The organism is Fictibacillus fluitans, from assembly GCF_030418125.1.
GTDB lineage: Bacteria > Bacillota > Bacilli > Bacillales > Fictibacillaceae > Fictibacillus_C > Fictibacillus_C fluitans.
The window spans coordinates 171,642-188,268 of record NZ_JAUHTR010000007.1; the positions used below are offsets into that span (position 1 = coordinate 171,642).

General features: G+C 45.0%; 17 protein-coding genes. 5 read left to right on the forward strand and 12 right to left on the reverse strand.

What is annotated here, in order from left to right; translation table 11 throughout:
* Positions 1-25: 25 nt before the first annotated feature.
* From QYB97_RS14500 to hxlR, 4 genes are all read right to left on the reverse strand, one after another.
* Positions 26-811 (reverse strand): response regulator transcription factor, encoded by a 786-nt coding sequence (locus QYB97_RS14500; protein ID WP_301166804.1) that lies wholly within the window; start codon positions 809-811, stop codon positions 26-28.
* Positions 783-2,567: a sensor histidine kinase gene (locus tag QYB97_RS14505; protein WP_301166720.1), complete on the reverse strand. Its 1,785-nt coding sequence runs from the start codon at positions 2,565-2,567 to the stop codon at positions 783-785. The genes QYB97_RS14500 and QYB97_RS14505 overlap by 29 nt, the downstream gene beginning before the upstream one ends.
* 136 nt (positions 2,568-2,703) lie before the next feature.
* Complete coding sequence (locus QYB97_RS14510) at positions 2,704-3,153, reverse strand: Lrp/AsnC family transcriptional regulator (RefSeq protein ID WP_301166721.1); 450 nt, start codon at positions 3,151-3,153, stop codon at positions 2,704-2,706.
* A gap of 102 nt (positions 3,154-3,255) precedes the next feature.
* The gene (gene hxlR / locus QYB97_RS14515; RefSeq protein WP_301166722.1) at positions 3,256-3,612 is read right to left on the reverse strand and encodes a transcriptional activator HxlR; all 357 of its coding nucleotides are present in this window, start codon (positions 3,610-3,612) and stop codon (positions 3,256-3,258) included.
* Positions 3,613-3,811: 199 nt separating this feature from the next.
* Between hxlR and hxlA the strand changes: the two genes are divergently transcribed.
* The 4 genes from hxlA to QYB97_RS14535 all read left to right on the forward strand — a co-directional run bounded on the left by hxlA (position 3,812) and on the right by QYB97_RS14535 (position 7,388).
* On the forward strand, positions 3,812-4,444 hold the full coding sequence (gene hxlA, locus QYB97_RS14520) for a 3-hexulose-6-phosphate synthase (protein ID WP_301166723.1): 633 nt from the start codon (positions 3,812-3,814) through the stop codon (positions 4,442-4,444).
* A gap of 12 nt (positions 4,445-4,456) precedes the next feature.
* Positions 4,457-5,014, forward strand: a complete 558-nt coding sequence (gene hxlB, locus QYB97_RS14525) for a 6-phospho-3-hexuloisomerase (protein ID WP_301166724.1) — start codon at positions 4,457-4,459, stop codon at positions 5,012-5,014.
* A gap of 401 nt (positions 5,015-5,415) precedes the next feature.
* Positions 5,416-6,132, forward strand: coding sequence for a 3-ketoacyl-ACP reductase (locus QYB97_RS14530; protein ID WP_301166725.1), 717 nt, complete (start codon positions 5,416-5,418; stop codon positions 6,130-6,132).
* A gap of 116 nt (positions 6,133-6,248) precedes the next feature.
* On the forward strand, positions 6,249-7,388 hold the full coding sequence (locus QYB97_RS14535; protein WP_301166726.1) for a zinc-dependent alcohol dehydrogenase: 1,140 nt from the start codon (positions 6,249-6,251) through the stop codon (positions 7,386-7,388).
* Between the two features lie 36 nt (positions 7,389-7,424).
* Here the strand turns inward: QYB97_RS14535 and QYB97_RS14540 are convergent, their stop codons facing one another.
* The 8 genes from QYB97_RS14540 to QYB97_RS14575 form a co-directional block, all read right to left on the reverse strand.
* Positions 7,425-8,570, reverse strand: coding sequence for an ABC transporter permease (locus tag QYB97_RS14540; RefSeq protein ID WP_301166727.1), 1,146 nt, complete (start codon positions 8,568-8,570; stop codon positions 7,425-7,427).
* On the reverse strand, positions 8,521-9,678 hold the full coding sequence (locus QYB97_RS14545; RefSeq protein ID WP_301166728.1) for an ABC transporter permease: 1,158 nt from the start codon (positions 9,676-9,678) through the stop codon (positions 8,521-8,523). The genes QYB97_RS14540 and QYB97_RS14545 overlap by 50 nt, the downstream gene beginning before the upstream one ends.
* Before the next feature lie 134 nt (positions 9,679-9,812).
* Positions 9,813-9,944, reverse strand: a complete 132-nt coding sequence (locus QYB97_RS14550) for a hypothetical protein (protein ID WP_301166729.1) — start codon at positions 9,942-9,944, stop codon at positions 9,813-9,815.
* Positions 9,945-10,072: 128 nt separating this feature from the next.
* Positions 10,073-11,008 carry an ABC transporter ATP-binding protein gene (locus QYB97_RS14555; protein WP_301166730.1) on the reverse strand — a complete coding sequence of 312 codons (936 nt, stop codon included), beginning with the start codon at positions 11,006-11,008 and terminating at the stop codon, positions 10,073-10,075.
* Between the two features lie 121 nt (positions 11,009-11,129).
* Positions 11,130-12,230, reverse strand: coding sequence for a sensor histidine kinase (locus tag QYB97_RS14560; protein WP_301166731.1), 1,101 nt, complete (start codon positions 12,228-12,230; stop codon positions 11,130-11,132).
* A 10-nt stretch (positions 12,231-12,240) separates the two neighbouring features.
* A complete protein-coding gene (locus QYB97_RS14565; RefSeq protein WP_301166732.1) occupies positions 12,241-12,879 on the reverse strand; it encodes a response regulator transcription factor in 639 nt (212 codons plus the stop codon).
* 144 nt (positions 12,880-13,023) lie between these two features.
* A complete protein-coding gene (locus tag QYB97_RS14570; protein ID WP_356948185.1) occupies positions 13,024-14,328 on the reverse strand; it encodes an Nramp family divalent metal transporter in 1,305 nt (434 codons plus the stop codon).
* Positions 14,329-14,645: 317 nt separating this feature from the next.
* A complete protein-coding gene (locus tag QYB97_RS14575; RefSeq protein WP_301166733.1) occupies positions 14,646-14,990 on the reverse strand; it encodes a DUF3870 domain-containing protein in 345 nt (114 codons plus the stop codon).
* Between the two features lie 287 nt (positions 14,991-15,277).
* On the opposite strand from QYB97_RS14575, the gene QYB97_RS14580 reads away from it, so the two are divergent.
* Positions 15,278-16,603 (forward strand): alkaline phosphatase family protein, encoded by a 1,326-nt coding sequence (locus tag QYB97_RS14580; protein WP_301166806.1) that lies wholly within the window; start codon positions 15,278-15,280, stop codon positions 16,601-16,603.
* The last annotated feature ends 24 nt before the right edge of the window (positions 16,604-16,627 follow it).

The window sequence follows — 16,627 nt, forward strand, 5'->3', positions numbered from 1 at the left end:
GGGTAAAATTCCACTTTTTTTAGATTTACACATCATTCGTATTACTGTGTTTTCTGTATTTGCTTGGTGTGATTCCCTCGTACTCCTTAAATAATTTAATAAAATACTTTGCCGTTTGGTAGCCTGCGGCTTCGGCAATTTCCTCCACCGAATACTGGGTGGTAAGCAGAAGCCGCTTTGCCCTCTGCAGCCGTTTTCTTGTTACGTATTCGGTAAAGGTAAGCCCGGTTTGTTCCTTGAACAGCACACTGAAGTAGCTCGGGTTCAAATGGACCGAATCGGCTGCCTCCTTCAGGCTGATTGCCTTGTCAGAGTGCTTTTCGATAAAGGAGAGCGCCTGTTTGATATGATCCTTGTCCCCGATTCGTTCATCCTCCATCTGGATCAGCTTCTGGTCCGCTGCTTTTTCCATATACTCTGTTTTCTGCAGGCTTTCTTCCGCTGCCAGCGCCTCTTCAACCGCTTCGATCAGTTTTTGTTTGTTTACCGGCTTTAAAAGATAATTGATGACCCCAAGCCGGATCGCTTCCTGCGCATATTGAAAATCCGGATAACCGGATACAATGATGACGACCGGCTTTTTGCCATTTACACGCAGTGTTTTCAGCAGCTGCAGTCCGGACATCTCGGGCATGTTTACATCCGTGATCATTAAGTGGATCTTTTTTTGCTGAAAATGCTGAAGCGCTTCCTTCCCATCACACGCACTTATAATATCATGGGCTCCTGAAGACCAGACTTCCAGCCGCTTCTTCAGCCCTTCCCTTGTTCGTTCTTCATCATCAACGATCAATATCGTTTTTCCCGCCATCATCGCTCTTCTCCTTTAACGGAATTTCAAAACTGACTGTCGTCCCCCGGCCTTTTTCGCTGTCAATACGCAGTGCGCCCCGTTCCTGCTTGCCAAAATAAAGGCGGAGGCGTTTGTTCACATTCTGAAGAGCAATTCCCAGTCTTTTCGATGGCGTATATGTTCCATTTTCAATAGCCTGCCTGATCGCTGCCAAGGCTTGCGCATCCATCCCCGGCCCATTGTCTTTCACACTAATGATAACCGTTTCTGAATGTTCTGCTCTTTCTGCACCCACTACAATGACTCCATTTTTTCTCTGCTTCTCGATTCCATGGAACACCGCATTTTCAACTAAAGGCTGTATCATCAATTTAGGAATCCTCATATTTGCCAATTCGTACGGTTGCTCAATCTTCCAATCCAGACGTTCACCCAGCCTCATTTTCATAATGGATAAGTAACGTTCGACATGCTCCAGTTCTTCACGGACCGTCACCCATTCATCATGATGGGCCGGGTTGATGGTATACCGGAAAAGCTCGGACATGGCAATCACCACTTCAGCAAGCTCTTCCTCCTCTTTCTCATCAAGCGACCAGTACAGTGCATTCAATGTATTATAAAGAAAATGCGGATCGATTTGAGCCTGCAGCGCTTTCAGCTCGGTCTGGCTTCTCAGCAATTCCTTTTCATAGACTTCCTGAATCAAGTGATTGGTGTTTTCCACCATTTGATTATAGGTTTTATTCAGCTCTGCGATTTCTATGGTGGATGACAGTTCGGGATTAAATTTCAGCTCATCCATTTTGGCGTTTTTCATAATATGCGTCAGCCGCTTGATCGGCCGGGTGATGACGGCGGACAGAAATATGGAAAAAACAAAAAATATAACGTAACCGATCACTCCGGAAAACAGCACGGAAGTCCTGACGACCGATAATCCTTCCATTAAAAAGCTCATGGGCTTTAATATGACAAGCGTCCAGCCTGTAATCTCAGAATGCTCCTTTACGATCATATATTCCGAGCGCCCAATCGAAACACTGTTTCCGGATCTCTCAATGAGGTTCCTTGTGTTCCCTGGGTAATTTGAAGTAATTGGTGTCGAGTCACGGTCAAGCAGCAGCATATATTCTTTCTGATCGCCGCCACTGTCCTTGATCTGAAAATACGGATTGGCAATCCGGACGAGCAAATAGCCTGCCGGTTTAAACCAGTGGTCCATTAAATTTACCCGCCGGACTGCATACGAATAGTCTGCGTCCTTCGCGTCCAGGCCTGTCCACACCAGCCTTCCTTTTTCTTCATCTGCCTTAAGAATCCATTTTCCGTCGATCCTGCTCGACAGCACGTTATCATCGTACGGAAAAATCTTCGTTCCGTTTTGGGAATACAGTTCAAAGGAATAGATGCCGTCAGAATAAGCCAGGAAATTTTGGATGACCCCTAGCAATGCTTTCTTTTTCTCAGGACCAAGAGTCTTACCCTCGGATGTATCCTGCATCATTTGCTGAATCGTCCGGTTGGTGACAAGCTGATTGGAAAGTGTATCAATTTGCCTGTAAAGCGTTTCCAATCTTCCGTTAGCTTCAACAGCGGTTTGCTGGATCTGCTTCTCGGCATTGTTCTTCACCAGTTCCCCAATGCGGTCCAACATGAGAAAGGCTACAATGGTAAGCACGATCGCCATTACCAGTAAATAGATAAATAAGATTTGATTTCGAAGGGTGTTTGCCCTTTTGAGCCGTTTTGCCCATTGCATGTTCATGTTCATCGATACATGTCCCTATTCTTTTTGTAATTATCTAAATTTTATCAGAGACTCCTTTTTTTACAACTTTGATGTTTTTGAGAAACGACAAAAGCCATTCGGGTGCTGGTGACCCGAATGGCTTTTGTATGTAAGCTGCCTACAGTTTTAATCCTGAACGGCTTTTGAATCGCCGCAGCAGAATATGTGATTCAACTCTTGTAATTCCTTCGATACCGTATAGTTCATTATTGATGAAGCTTTCCAGTGACGGAAAGTCTTCTACCAGCACATGCATGTGCAAGGTGCTTGGACCTGTCATCTGATAGCAGCTTGCCACACTTGGGTTAATCACCAGTTTCTCGGCGACTGTCACCAGATAGGCGGGTTCACAGTCCACTTCAAAAAAGGCAGACACCGTCTTCCCAACCATTTCCGAATTGATAACCACACTGAACTTTTCAATGATGCCGGCTTCCATCATCTGATGGACACGATCCCTTATGGATACTCGGGAAATGTTCAATTCCTTACCGATCTCCGCATAGGACATGCGCCCGTTCAGTGAAAGGAGCTCTAAAATTTTCCGGTCTGTTTCGCTTAATTTCAACTTTGATCACCCACGGCTTTTGAATAATACCCATTGTAAGCGTTGCATTCATGAAATACAAATAGTTTTTCGCAAAATAAACCCATCCATGGCTGGACGGGTTTATTTTGCGTCATCTAGCGGTTTCATATCCATGGTGACCATGTAGTCTTTTCCCCACTGGTACATGGCATCCAATATCGGCATCAGGCTTTCGCCTTGTTTTGTTAACGAATATTCGACTTTTGGCGGAACAACAGGATAGACTTCCCGATGTATGATCCGGTCTTCTTCCAGTTCCCGCAGCTGGTTGACGAGCATGCGCTGGGTAATGCCCGGAATCAAAAATTTCAATTCCCCAAACCGCTTCGTTCCTTCTTTCCCCAGGTGCCATAAAATAATCATCTTCCATTTACCGCCGATGACAGACAATGTTAGTTCTTTTTCACAATTAAACATTTTCCCATCCATTCTTGACATTGCACATCACCTCCATCCCCATTATAACCCATAGTATACTTTTTGACACTATGTAATATTAAAGTCAGTACTTCACAAAATGTAAATGAAGAGTATACTTACAACTATCCTTTCCGTGTGAAGCAAAAATAAATCGGGTAAAAGGAAATCATTCAGGTTGCATTAACCTGGGCAAGACACCATAGGAGGAAAACATAAAATGGAATTACAACTAGCGATCGACCTCGTCAATACGGAAGAAGCCATCCAATTGGTGAAAGAAGTAGAAGATCATATTGATATCGTTGAAATCGGTACCCCCGTTGTTATTAATGAAGGGCTGGGAGCTGTGAAAGCCATGAAAGAAGCATTTCCGAATCTGAAGGTTCTTGCTGACTTGAAGATCATGGATGCTGCAGGATATGAAGTAATGAAAGCTTCAGAAGCAGGTGCCGACATGATTACAATCCTTGGCGCTGCTGAAGATGCATCCATCCAGGGTGCGGTAGATGAAGCCAAAAAACAAAACAAGAAGATTCTTGTTGATATGATTGCTGTCAAAGACATTGAGTCTCGCGCCAAGGAGCTTGATGAACTTGGTGTTGATTATATTTGTGTTCATACCGGCTATGACCTTCAAGCGGCCGGAAAGAACTCTTTCGAAGACCTGAAAGCCATCAAACGTGTGGTTAAAAATGCAAAAACAGCCGTTGCCGGCGGCATCAAGCTTGAAACCATTAATGAAGTGGTGGAAGCGCAGCCTGACCTTGTCATTGTCGGCGGTGGAATTACCGGACAAGACGACAAAAAAGGAACTGCTGCTAAAATCCAAGAATTAATCAAGCAAAACTAAGGCTATAAAAACATGGAAGCTTCCCAATATTATTCAGAAATTGTGAAGGAATTAAGCAGAGCTGCCGACTTAATTTCCGACCAAGAAGCAGAAAAGCTTGTCGATGAAATTCTGCTATCAAAAAAGATTTTTGTTGCTGGCGCCGGCCGTAGCGGATTGATGGGAAAATCCTTCGTTATGCGGATGATGCATATGGGCCTTGATTCCTATGTTATCGGTGAAACGGTGACCCCCAATTTTACCGAGGATGACCTTATCATTTTCGCATCAGGTTCCGGGGAAACGAAAAGCTTGATCTCCATGGCGGAAAAAGCCAAAAGCATAGGCGGCAAGGTGATGGCCGTTACCATTTTTCCTGACTCTGCCCTCGGCAAATTGGCAGATGCCTGCGTGAAACTGCCAGGCTCTCCAAAAGACCAGTCGGACAATGAGTATACGACCATACAGCCGATGGGATCCCTCTTCGAACAAACACTATTGTTGTTTTTCGATGCGGTGATTCTGCGTTTTATGGAAAGAAAGGGACTCGATACAAGCACTATGTTCGGCCGCCATGCAAATTTGGAATAGAATAGATTTACCGGGATTGGGGTTGTCCTGAAAGTCAGTAAAGTTGACTTCTAGTAACTCCTTTTTCATATACAACAATGAGTTTGGTAGTTATCTTCTTTGATAATTACTTGGAGTGGAGGGTGCGAGACTCCTCGAAAATGAAGATCGCATTTTCTTCGTGCGATGTATCGCTGCCGGGGCATTCCTTGTCCTGCAGGGGAAGCGTGACAGGTGAGACAAGGTAGGCGTTTACGCCGGTACACAGGCGCTTGCGTCGGTGGGGCTCAGCGCACGCCCTGCGAAAGTAGGCGCCTGCGCCGGTAAAAGCGAGCATCCCGTAACGGAAAGTAACGCTTTCAAGAGCTTCAAAGACACTTATTGGACAGCCCCTTCCCGTGTACATAAAAGGAGGAATATTCATGCAGTCATTAAAGGGAAAAACGGCGCTCATTACTGGAGCCGGCCGGGGAATCGGCCGTGCTACAGCCATCGCTTTTGCACAGGAAGGCATTCATGTCGGGCTGATGGGAAGAACGCAAGCCAATCTTGAAAAAACAGCAGGACAATTAAAGGAATATGGCGTAAAGGTATCCATTGCTGAAGCGGATGTGACAGACTATGAAGCCGTTAAAAAAGCAGCAGAAACCATCTCATCCGATTTAAACCACATTGATATTCTCATCAACAACGCCGGAATCGCTCAATTCGGCGCTTTTCTTGAGCTTTCACCAGAAGAGTGGAAAAATATTATCGATGTGAATGTAATGGGTGTCTATAATGTTACAAGAGCGGTCCTGCCGGGAATGATTGAACGAAAAACAGGCGACATTATTAACATTTCATCCACTGCAGGGCAAAAAGGAGCGCCCGTAACCAGTGCATACAGCGCCTCCAAATTTGCGGTTCTTGGATTAACTGAATCTCTCATGCTTGAAGTCAGAAAACACAATATCCGGGTCAGTGCCCTGACACCGAGCACGGTGGCCACAGATCTGGCCATCGACAGCAACCTGACGGACGGCAATCCTGAAAAAGTCATGCAGCCGGAAGACATGGCAGAATACATGGTTTCACAGCTCAAATTAAACCCGCGTATTTTCATTAAAAGTGCAGGCATGTGGTCAACCAATCCGTAAATCAAAAATGTGCAGCCCTCCATGTGAGAGGCTGCTTTTTTAACGATTATGTAAATGATGGATATATAAATCCCACAAAGGGTATAGGATTTTATACCAATTATAGGAGGTTGATTATGAAGGCCGTTACTTTCCAAGGAGCAAAAGAGATCGAAGTAAAGAATGTAGAAGATCCCCGACTGCAAGAAAAGGAAGATATTATTGTCCGCATTACCTCCACTGCCATCTGTGGGTCGGATTTACACATTTATCAGGGAGCTTTGCCTACACATAAAGACTATGTCATAGGGCATGAGCCGATGGGCATTGTAGAAGAAGTCGGACCTGAAGTCACCCGGGTGAAAAAAGGTGACCGTGTTGTTTTGCCATTTAATATTTCATGCGGCCATTGTTTTTACTGCCAACATGAGATGGAAAGCCAATGCGATAATTCCAACCGTAATCCTGAATTTGATACAGGAGGATATTTCGGATTTACCGAACGCTATGGTGATTACAGCGGCGGACAGGCGGAATACCTGCGTGTACCTTACGGGAACTTTATGCCATTTGTGATACCCGAATCAGCTGAACTGGAAGACGAGGCGGTCCTCTTCATGTCAGACGTTCTTCCTACTGCTTGGTGGAGCGTAGAAAACGCCGGGGTCAAAGAAGGAGATACGGTTGTTGTTCTAGGGTGTGGTCCTATCGGCCTGATGACTCAAAAGTTCGCCTGGATGAAAGGCGCCAAGCGGGTCATCGCTGTAGACAATGTTCCTTACCGCTTGAACCATGCGGTCAAAATGAACAATGTGGAAGCCTTTAACTTTGACCAGTTCGATGATATGGGCGCCCATATTCACGAAATTACCAACGGGGGATCTGATGTCGTCATCGACTGTGTCGGAATGGACGGCAAAAAATCCGCCGTGGAAGCTGTTGAACAAAAATTAAAGCTTCAGGGCGGAACATTGAGTGCGATCCAGATTGCCATCAGAGCGGTTAAGAAATTCGGCACCATTCAAATGACCGGTGTATACGGATCCATGTATAACATGTTCCCGCTCGGAAACATCTTTGAGCGTAACATCACCCTGAAAATGGGACAGGCCCCTGTCATTCATTACATGCCGATGCTTTTTGATAAAATCGCCAACAAAGAATTTGACCCGACAGAAATCATCACCCACCACGTGCCGTTGGACGAGGCGAGCGCAGCGTATAAAACCTTCAACGACCATCAGGATGAATGCATTAAAGTCGTATTGAAGCCATAACGCAAAATCCCCTTTGGTTTTCCAAAGGGGATTTTTTTAGATAAAGTTTCTAACATTGTTTCCGCGGCTGAATTTGTAGATGGCGATCATGAAGAAGGCCAGTGCAAAGGCGAATAAAATCGAAATGTTCATGGAAAGGCTGCTGAGCGAATGCCCTTTTTGCAGCTGGGTAATGGTATCCAGCAGCCATCTTTGTGGCAGGAATTCGGCTATCTTTTGCATGGTTTTTGGCATGATTTCAACCGGCCAGAAGCATCCGGCCAAAAGGCACGTTGGCGTCATAATCAGGTTTTGCATCGCTCCGGCTGAAGCAGTTGTTGAGGCAAAGGAGGTAATAACAAGCGACAATCCTACTCCTGCAAGTGCAAAGATCAATAATACTTCGACCATTGTCCAGAACGGCACGCCCGGAGAGATATGGAATACCTTGGTCATCACTGTGAGTGTAACCAGTATTTGCACGGTCATGATGATCATGTTCACCACCACATTGGAAAAGACATAAATCCGGCTGTTGATGGGTGACGACATTAAGCGTAAATACGTTCTGTTTTCCTTTTCACGAATGATAATCTCTGATAATCCGCCTGCACTCGAAAGCATGATCATGATAAGGAAGCCGATCGTCTGGCCTGTAATATCATTATTTTTCGAAGTGTCCTTCAACGAATGGGCATCCAGCTTAAAGCTTGATGCTTTGTACTGATCGTACATTTTCTGGAATGCCGCATTGTCTCCACCCGACGCTTTGCTTAAGGAAGCCACATTGGACAGATAATTATTCACATACGATTTTACAAAACCTGTGATAGACGCTCCTTTAATTGAAACAATCTCAATATGATCGGGATTTCCATTCATCACACTGCTGGAAAAACCGGAATCCAGTATGATGACGCAATCCAGTTTACCAGATGCTATCTGATCGTTTACTTTTGAAGAATCTATGGTTGTGACCTTAACATTATTGATTCCGTTGATGAATTTCACGGTATCTTTTGCTATTTTTCCATTGTCATGATTAACGACACCTGCATACATCTTAGTCGGGCCCGTATTCCCGTAGGCCGCGATCCCGATCAGAATCCCAATCAGCGGAACAAACAGGTAGGTTAATAATCTTTTCTTGTTCCTAATGATAGAACTCAACGAATTTGAGATGAGCCAAAGGACTTCTTTCATTTAGATCCCTTCCGACGATGGCAATGCTTAAAAAGACAATTGCGATACCCAGGTTTAAACCGATGACTTGAAAAGAAGCAGCGAGATCATTGTTATAGATAATTTTAGTGATCGCGGTATTTGCCCATGTAATCGGGGAAAGATTCATGATAAACTTCATCAGCCCGTCTGCGCCTTCAATTTTGAAATACGCACCTCCAAAGAATGAAGCCAGCTGAAGGATAATCAAAATGAGCGTTCTAGCAGCTTCTCCTGTTTTGACCATATAGCTGATCCCTAGACCGAAGCTGACTGCAAGGAAAACTTCAGAAAGGAGAATGAGGATAACAAAGCCAAGATGATCTCCCCAGTTCGCTTTAAACAGGAATGAACTCACAGCAACGATCAATAAAAGAGACAGCAGGTTGAGCACAATGCTTCCGATGATTTTCCCGAGAAAGATTTCCGCCTTAGTGATTGGCGCAACGGCAAGGCGCACCGCTGTATTCCGGGTTCTTTCCCCCCTGAGCAGGAAGGTGGCTCCAATCGCTCCATATAAGGCAATCATGGTGGTTACCGCCACCGCATAATAATCCATCGAACCCGGTGCTTTTTTGGCGTTCAATGACGTTTCTTTTACATAGTCATGAGAGGATCCGCCCGCGAGCACAGCCTGTGTGTGACCAGGCTTCACCTTGGCCACCTGGCTGACCAGGTTATATTTATCCGCAAAAGCCGTCAGCATGCCCTGAACAATGCTGCTCTCGATGCTGTTCCGTTCACTGCCGTAGAAATTCATTCCCTCATTGGAAACCTCTACATAGGCATCATAGTGGTTTTGCCTTACTTCCTTTTTGCCATCCGCTGAATCGGAGGCTTTATAAAAATGAATGTTTTCCTTTTTGGCCGCTTTCGTAAATTGTTCAAAGTATGGTGCGATGTTCGTATTGTCCGTCTCTTTATACAGGACCTTCATTTTATCGATTTCGAGATGGTTATCAAACGCATTGGATAGTGCTGATCCCAGAACCAGCATCATGACGATGGGAAACGCCAGCATGAAGATCAGCGTTCGTTTATCCCTGATGCTGATTTTCAGCTGCATCAGTGCAATGTTAAACACGTTCACGGGGAGGACCTCCTTAAAAGATAAGATTTTTGAAAGATGTTTTTGTATGGATTGGGGGAGTTGATTTTCGTTTCAGGTCACTCGCTTTCCGCGGGGCGTGCGCTGAGCCCATCGGCGCAAGCGCCTAAATGGTCTCACCTGTCACGCATTTCCTGCAGGACAGGGAACGCTCCGGCAGCAAGACATCGCACGATGAAAATGAGCAGTTCATTTTCGAGGAGTCTCGCACCTTCCACTACAATCAACTGCAAGCAAGCATGAAACAATAGAGCTTCTCTTTTAGCTCCACCTTTTTTAATGGTAGGAGATTTTGGCTAGCGCCTTTTCAAAGGTAGAAGATTTTGGCTAGCGCCTTTTTTTAATGGTAGGAACAATTGACTGTTGTCAATTTTCCTTAATCCCTCAAGTTTCTGCCGGTCAGGGTGAGGAAGACGGTTTCGAGGTTGGGTGCCTGTTCTTCGAGGGAACGGATTTCAATGTTGCGGTTGATAAAATACTGGATGATTTTATTCAGGTTGCTTACTTCGGCCTGGGAGTTGATTTTTACGACGTTTTCTTCAATCTGGACGGCATTTACTCCGTTAATTTCTTTAATCGCTTGTTCTTCAAGGTTTTCGTTTGATTTTACATCGACCCAGATGTCTTTCGTATCCGTAATGATGGCTTTCAGCTGTTCTTTCGTGCCCTCTGCGATAACTTTGCCATGGTCCACAATGGCAATTCTCGTACAGATCTCTTCCACTTCCTCCATGTAATGGCTCGTGTAGATGACGGTGCAGCCCATTTCGTTCAATTGACGGACAGAGTTCAGGATGTAATTTCTCGATTGCGGATCAATGCCGACCGTCGGTTCATCCATGATAATGAGTTTAGGTTTATGGGCAATGGCACATGCGATGTTCAGCCTTCTCTTCATGCCGCCGGAAAAGTTTTTCGGCAGGCTCTTTTGTTTATCGAGCAAGCCAACGAACTTTAGCGCTTCTTCTGTACAGTCTTTCAGTTCGGTACCTCTGAGGCCGTATAGACCGGCAAAAAAGCGGACATTCTCAAAAGCTGTCATATCTTCGTAAATGGCAAGATCCTGTGGAACGATGCCGATGTTGCTTTTTGCAAATTTGCTGTGGCTGGCAATGTTTTTGCCCAGAATTTTTATTTCTCCTTCGTTGCTTCGCAGCAGTCCGGCGATCATATTGATCGTCGTACTTTTCCCGGCCCCGTTCGAACCCAGAAAGCCGAAAATTTCTCCTTCTTTAATACTCAAGGACATATTATCTACTGCGATGAAGTCACCGAATTTTTTTGTAAGATTGTTGATTTCCAAAACGTTCATCCGTCTCACCTCGTGTTATTCTTTATAGTCTCAGTATACGGAAAAAGAGTGAACCCCCGCAGTGCAGTAGTTCACTCTTTTCTTATGAGAATTCTCATGTTCTTCCTGTGAGTACCTTCCTTCAGCCCAGCGGGAGAAGCGTCGTAACGGAAAATCCTTTCGTACCATCAACAATGACGGTTCCATTCACTGAAGCCGTCCTCTCTTCCATCCCCATGATTCCAAGGCCTTTTACTACCTTTTGTGCACCTTTTCCATCATCTTTAACCTCAGCTTTGATCATCTGGTTGAGCACATGAATTTCAATGCATATTTCTGTTGCCCTGCTGTATTTTAACGCATTCGTCAAAGCTTCCGTTATGTTCTCTGTGATAATCTTCCACTGGATCGGTGTGATCAAATCCATATTCCCTTTATAGACAAACGGAACCTTGATCCGGTGTTTGACGGAAAACTCTTCGAGGATCAGTTTCAACCGTTGAACTCCCATCTGTTCGGTTGGCGGCTTCATGTTCTTTAATGTGATCCGTATATCTTCAATGCCTTGCTTGGAAATGGAAATGGCATTCTGCATGAGCTCCTTTGCTTTTTCGGTGTCCAGGCCAAGCAGGCTTTTTGCCGCTTCCATTTGAATCAGTGCTCCAGTCATGGAATGTCCGATGCTGTCATGAATTTGCTGGGAGATCCGGTTCCTTTCCTCCAGCCGGTTGGTGTATTCCGACTGTTTGATGAATTCCTGGTTTTCGTTCAGGCTGGCACTCAGGCGCTGCAGATCATGCCTCATTTTATCGAGCTTATCTTCATAGAGCATTATTTTTTTCGAATAGCTGACTGCCATTGTAAACAATACGAAACTGAGTGCGGACACCAGTCCATAAAGATACTCCGCTTCCGGCAAGTACAAAACCGGAAGTAACCCGAGCGATAAAAGGACCCATTTCACTTTTATGAAAGGAGAGGCCAGTTCATAAAAATTGATGGGCAGCAGCAGAATTAAGAGCGGGTTCACATCATAAAAGGACAGGCCAATGAGGATGACCGACCCCAGCAGAATGCCTTGTCTGATTCTTTCCTTGGTGAATACATACAAGATACTATTCAAGCTGATGTACAGGAGAAGGCAAAAAACAATGTTTGGCAGGTTATCCACATTATCGTGGGCATAGCTGACCGCAAGAAAAATCACGACAGCCAGCTTGGTGTAAATGATCCAAAGCTCCATTTCTTTCGCCCTACCCGACAGACCCGGTTAAATAATAAATGGCAATCTGTGTTCGATGCTCCAGCCCCGTTTTGCCAAGAATCGATGTAATATGGTTGGCAACCGTACCTTCCGATATGAAAAGCTCTTTGGCAATCGATTTATTGGAATACCCTTTGGCGATTAGTGCCATGATTCCCATTTCCCGCTCGGTAAAACGGCTGGCATCAATCTTGTACTCGGTCTTTTTGCTTCCGTCCATCGTTGATTTTAATTTATCCAGCACCACATCCTGCATGACGGTGTTGCCATGATAAACACTTTTAATGGCCTCCCTGATCCGCTCGGGCTCCGTATTTTTCAACAGATACCCTTTCGCCCCGTTTTTAATGGCATCAAATATGTATTCATCGTCATCAAAGGTGGTAAGGATTACCGGCTTCGTCGCCGTCTGTTCCGTTATCAGCTTTGTTGCCTCCACACCGTTCATATTCGGCATCCGTACATCAAGCAAGGCGATATCCACCTTGTTCCACTTGCAATAGTCGACCGCCTCCTGTCCATCATTAAGCGTAGCCAGCACCTCAAAATCTCCGTAGGTGCTTAAGATGATTTTCATGCCTTCGCGTATAAAGGAATTGTCATCTGCGATCACAATTTTTATTGTCATTTTTAATCAGCAGATCAAGCCTGCTGCTCACATCCTTCTATAATAATCTTTCTTTCCTCTATAGTTAATTGGCTCTATTTTACCAGAAATCCTTTTTTCCATAAAAAAAGAACCTGTCACAAGGAACAGGCCCTTTCTTGAGGATTATTGAAAAATCTTTTGAAGCTCCGTGAGCCCAAGATAAGCAAACATCAATACACTTCCGATAAGTACGGCGTTGGCCAGCCACTTGCTTCGGTATTCCGGTTCAACCCGCTTGGAATTCAGCAGAACAACAAGGGATATGGCCAAAAACGGCATGAACAATGCGCCAAGCGCCCCATAAAGGATAATCAGTTCCACTGGTTTTCCGAAGAAAAAGATCAGCATTGGCGGGAATGTCAGCCACGCAAGGTACAGACGGTACATCGGCTCCTTTTCTGTAACTGGCTTTACAGATCTCACTTCTCCTTTTTTCAGACGAATGGTTTTCATAAAGTCAGCAAACAGGTAAGGCACACCGTTCCATACGCCAAGAAGTGACGTAAAAGCAGCAGACCAAAAGGCAATCAGGAACAGCCATCTCAACGGGGTTCCAAATTCTTCACCAAGCATTTGGGCAAGGTTAATCAGCCCCTGGTCTCCACGAAGTTCCACATCGGTACCATATAAAAACTTGGCTCCGATAATCAGAGCGGCCATGGAAAAAAGGCCCGTCATGGCGTAAGCGGCTTTGGCATCGAGTCTCATGACAGAGATCCATCCCTTGCCGTTCCACCCTTTTTCCTTCAGCCAGTAACCGTAGGAAGCCATGGTGATGGTGCCGCCGACCCCGCCAATCAAACCGAGCGCCAGCACGAAAGATCCATCCGGAACTTTGGGAACAAGCCCACCCCCGAATTCCCCCAGGCTTGGCAAGAACAAAAGAGCAGTTCCGATAATCGTAATAAACATAACACCAATCAGCACGGTCATTATGCGTTCAAACAGGAGGTAACGCCCTGTCCAAACAAGAACAAAGCCCAACAGCGAGTGAACAACCGCCCACGCCCAAACCGGCATGATCGGAAACATCGCATGCATGCCAAGGCCGCATGTTAAGGCTGCGGCAGCGCCATATATGTATCCCCAGATGACGGAATAAACACCGAAGTAACCGGTTGCCCACTTTCCCAGTGAATGCCACCCTTGCAGAATCGTTTGTCCGGTGGCCAAATACCAGCGGCCTACTCCTTCGTTCAAAAAGTATTTTAAAATGGCTCCAATAATAACCGCCCAGACAAATGTCATCCCAAACGAAGTTCCGATAACAATGGCTGTAATCATATCAGCTGTTCCTACACCGGTAGCCGCCACCACAAATCCCGGGCCGATCATTTTCAGTTTCTGTCCCCAGCTGTGTGGTGGAGCGCCTCCGTTTTTCATAGATGCGTGGTTGATTTCCGTGCCTGCACTTGCTTCACTTTTCATCTCCAGTCCCCTTTTCTGCAGTTTAGTAAAGCGTTTTCTAAATATGTCCCGATAAAACTGTCCCTTCAAATCTATTATGTCATTAGTATAGAAAATTTTGAATACTTAATATTTAAATATCCATCTCCTTTCCAAAGAGCAGCAAAAAAAGCCCGCACTGAACCATAGGCATAAGGAGTCTGACGCAATTCCCTACTGCTATGGATAGCGGGGCTTTCCTAATTCGTGTGAAATGGGTGTATTTCACCATTAAGAAGACACTTTCCAATCGTATACTCTTAAATTATGGTTTATTATAGCAAGGTCTGCAAACGGTTTCAACAGGTGGTTTGTGACTGCCTCATCTTTTCCATATATCGCTTGTACGCCGCTTTGACCGCCATGATGACTGAATTGGTGGACGGAGTATAATAATAATCTTCTATTCTCTGAACCAGACCGTCAAGCCCCTGAGAAAGGTCATAGCCGACGATCACCCTTCGTAAGAAGTCCCTTGCCAGTTCTGTAACAAAGGTAAATTCGGCATTCACTATTCTGTTGTTCTCGGTGTCAATTTCCATGACAATGCCGGATGTTTTATACAGCTCAAACATGGAACTGCCCTGCGGCGCTTTGGCATACCCGGTAACAAGCACCGTGTTCATCTTAACTAATTCACTCATTTTGCCAGACCCCTTCTTTGTCTGTGATTTGTTTTCATTTCTATTGTAACAAACCTTATGTGCTATCTTACGGTGAATGCCGCAAAAATATATACACAGAAAAAGAAAAAATATGGATTTTCCTTTTTTACAATGAATTTACAATTCTATGATTAATATTTAACATCCATTCATTAAACTGGTAATTGTTAAGAAAAATGATTTAGGAGGTATACATATTGTTTAAAAAGAAGATTGGCAAAAAGTTGATTCCCCTTGCCGTATTGTCCACCGTTGCACTCGGAGGCATGGCCGGAAGCTATCCCCATGCTCATGCCCAGCCACAGCAAGAAAACAAAAATAATGGCAAAATCAAAAACGTTATTGTTCTTATCGGTGATGGAATGGGTGTTTCCTACACATCCGCCTACCGCTACCTGAAAGATAATCCTTCCACTAAAGTTGCAGAGCGGACGGCCTTTGATAAATACCTTGTCGGGCAGCAAATGACCTATCCTGAAGATCCTGAACAAAATGTAACGGATTCCGCATCTGCTGCAACGGCAATGTCTGCAGGGGTTAAGACCTACAATAACGCGATTGCCGTGGATAATGATAAATCAGAGGTCAAAACCGTGCTGGAAGCAGCCAAAGAAGAAGGCAAAGCCACCGGTTTGGTCGCCACTTCCGAAATCACCCATGCAACCCCCGCTTCCTTTGGTTCACATGATGAAAGCCGCCAAAACATGAATGCGATTGCTGATGATTACTTTGATGAAAAAGTAAAAGGCAAGCACAAAATCGATGTCCTTCTTGGCGGTGGCCTCAGCAACTTTGACCGTAAGGACCGCATTTTGACCAAGCAATTTAAAAAAGCAGGTTACAGCTATGTAACAGACCGCAATCAAATGCTGAACGATAAAAACGATCAAATTCTTGGCCTTTTTGCCCCTGGCGGACTGCCAAAGAAAATTGACCGGACGGATGAAGTTCCTTCCCTGAAAGAGATGACCAATACTGCGCTTAAAAAGCTGAACAAAGACAAAGACGGATTCTTCCTCATGGTCGAAGGAAGCCAGATTGACTGGGCAGGCCATGACAACGATATTGTCGCTGCCATGAGTGAAATGAGTGACTTTGAACAAGCGTTCCAGGCAGCCATCAACTTTGCCAAAAAAGACAAGCATACCCTGGTAGTAACGACAGCTGACCACTCTACCGGAGGTTATTCCATTGGTGCCAACGGCATCTACAACTGGTTCGGCGAGCCGATCAGAGCGGCTAAACGCACCCCTGATTTTATGGCGGAGCAAATTGCCAAGGGCAATGATGTGGAAAAAACATTAAAGCAGTACATTGATCAAAAGATTCTTCCTCTTTCCACTGATGAGGTTCAAGCGGTCAAGACTGCTGCTAAAACCAACAACGTGCTCAACATCGATAACGCAATTGAAGCCATTTTCAATAAACACTCCAACACTGGCTGGACGACAGGCGGCCATACCGGCGAGGATGTCCCGGTTTATGCCTTCGGACCTGGAAGTGAAAAGTTTGCCGGACAAATTAATAACACGGATATCGCTAAGAATGTATTCAAAGCGCTAAAATACCCGATTCATATTAAAGATAAGTAAAAAGAAACTTCCCGTTTCGGCGGG

Bases quoted from the DNA above. Each gene is read 5' to 3' on its own strand.
- QYB97_RS14565 (WP_301166732.1), bottom strand. From the start codon at position 12,879: ATGACAATAAAAATTGTGATCGCAGATGACAATTCCTTTATACGCGAA.
- hxlB (WP_301166724.1), top strand. From the start codon at position 4,457: ATGGAAGCTTCCCAATATTATTCAGAAATTGTGAAGGAATTAAGCAGA.
- hxlA (WP_301166723.1), top strand. From the start codon at position 3,812: ATGGAATTACAACTAGCGATCGACCTCGTCAATACGGAAGAAGCCATC.
- QYB97_RS14505 (WP_301166720.1), bottom strand. From the start codon at position 2,567: ATGAACATGAACATGCAATGGGCAAAACGGCTCAAAAGGGCAAACACC.
- QYB97_RS14540 (WP_301166727.1), bottom strand. From the start codon at position 8,570: ATGAAAGAAGTCCTTTGGCTCATCTCAAATTCGTTGAGTTCTATCATT.
- QYB97_RS14575 (WP_301166733.1), bottom strand. From the start codon at position 14,990: ATGAGTGAATTAGTTAAGATGAACACGGTGCTTGTTACCGGGTATGCC.
- QYB97_RS14500 (WP_301166804.1), bottom strand. From the start codon at position 811: ATGGCGGGAAAAACGATATTGATCGTTGATGATGAAGAACGAACAAGG.
- QYB97_RS14580 (WP_301166806.1), top strand. From the start codon at position 15,278: ATGGCCGGAAGCTATCCCCATGCTCATGCCCAGCCACAGCAAGAAAAC.
- QYB97_RS14530 (WP_301166725.1), top strand. From the start codon at position 5,416: ATGCAGTCATTAAAGGGAAAAACGGCGCTCATTACTGGAGCCGGCCGG.
- QYB97_RS14535 (WP_301166726.1), top strand. From the start codon at position 6,249: ATGAAGGCCGTTACTTTCCAAGGAGCAAAAGAGATCGAAGTAAAGAAT.
- QYB97_RS14560 (WP_301166731.1), bottom strand. From the start codon at position 12,230: ATGGAGCTTTGGATCATTTACACCAAGCTGGCTGTCGTGATTTTTCTT.
- QYB97_RS14555 (WP_301166730.1), bottom strand. From the start codon at position 11,008: ATGAACGTTTTGGAAATCAACAATCTTACAAAAAAATTCGGTGACTTC.
- QYB97_RS14570 (WP_356948185.1), bottom strand. From the start codon at position 14,328: ATGAAAAGTGAAGCAAGTGCAGGCACGGAAATCAACCACGCATCTATG.
- hxlR (WP_301166722.1), bottom strand. From the start codon at position 3,612: ATGTCAAGAATGGATGGGAAAATGTTTAATTGTGAAAAAGAACTAACA.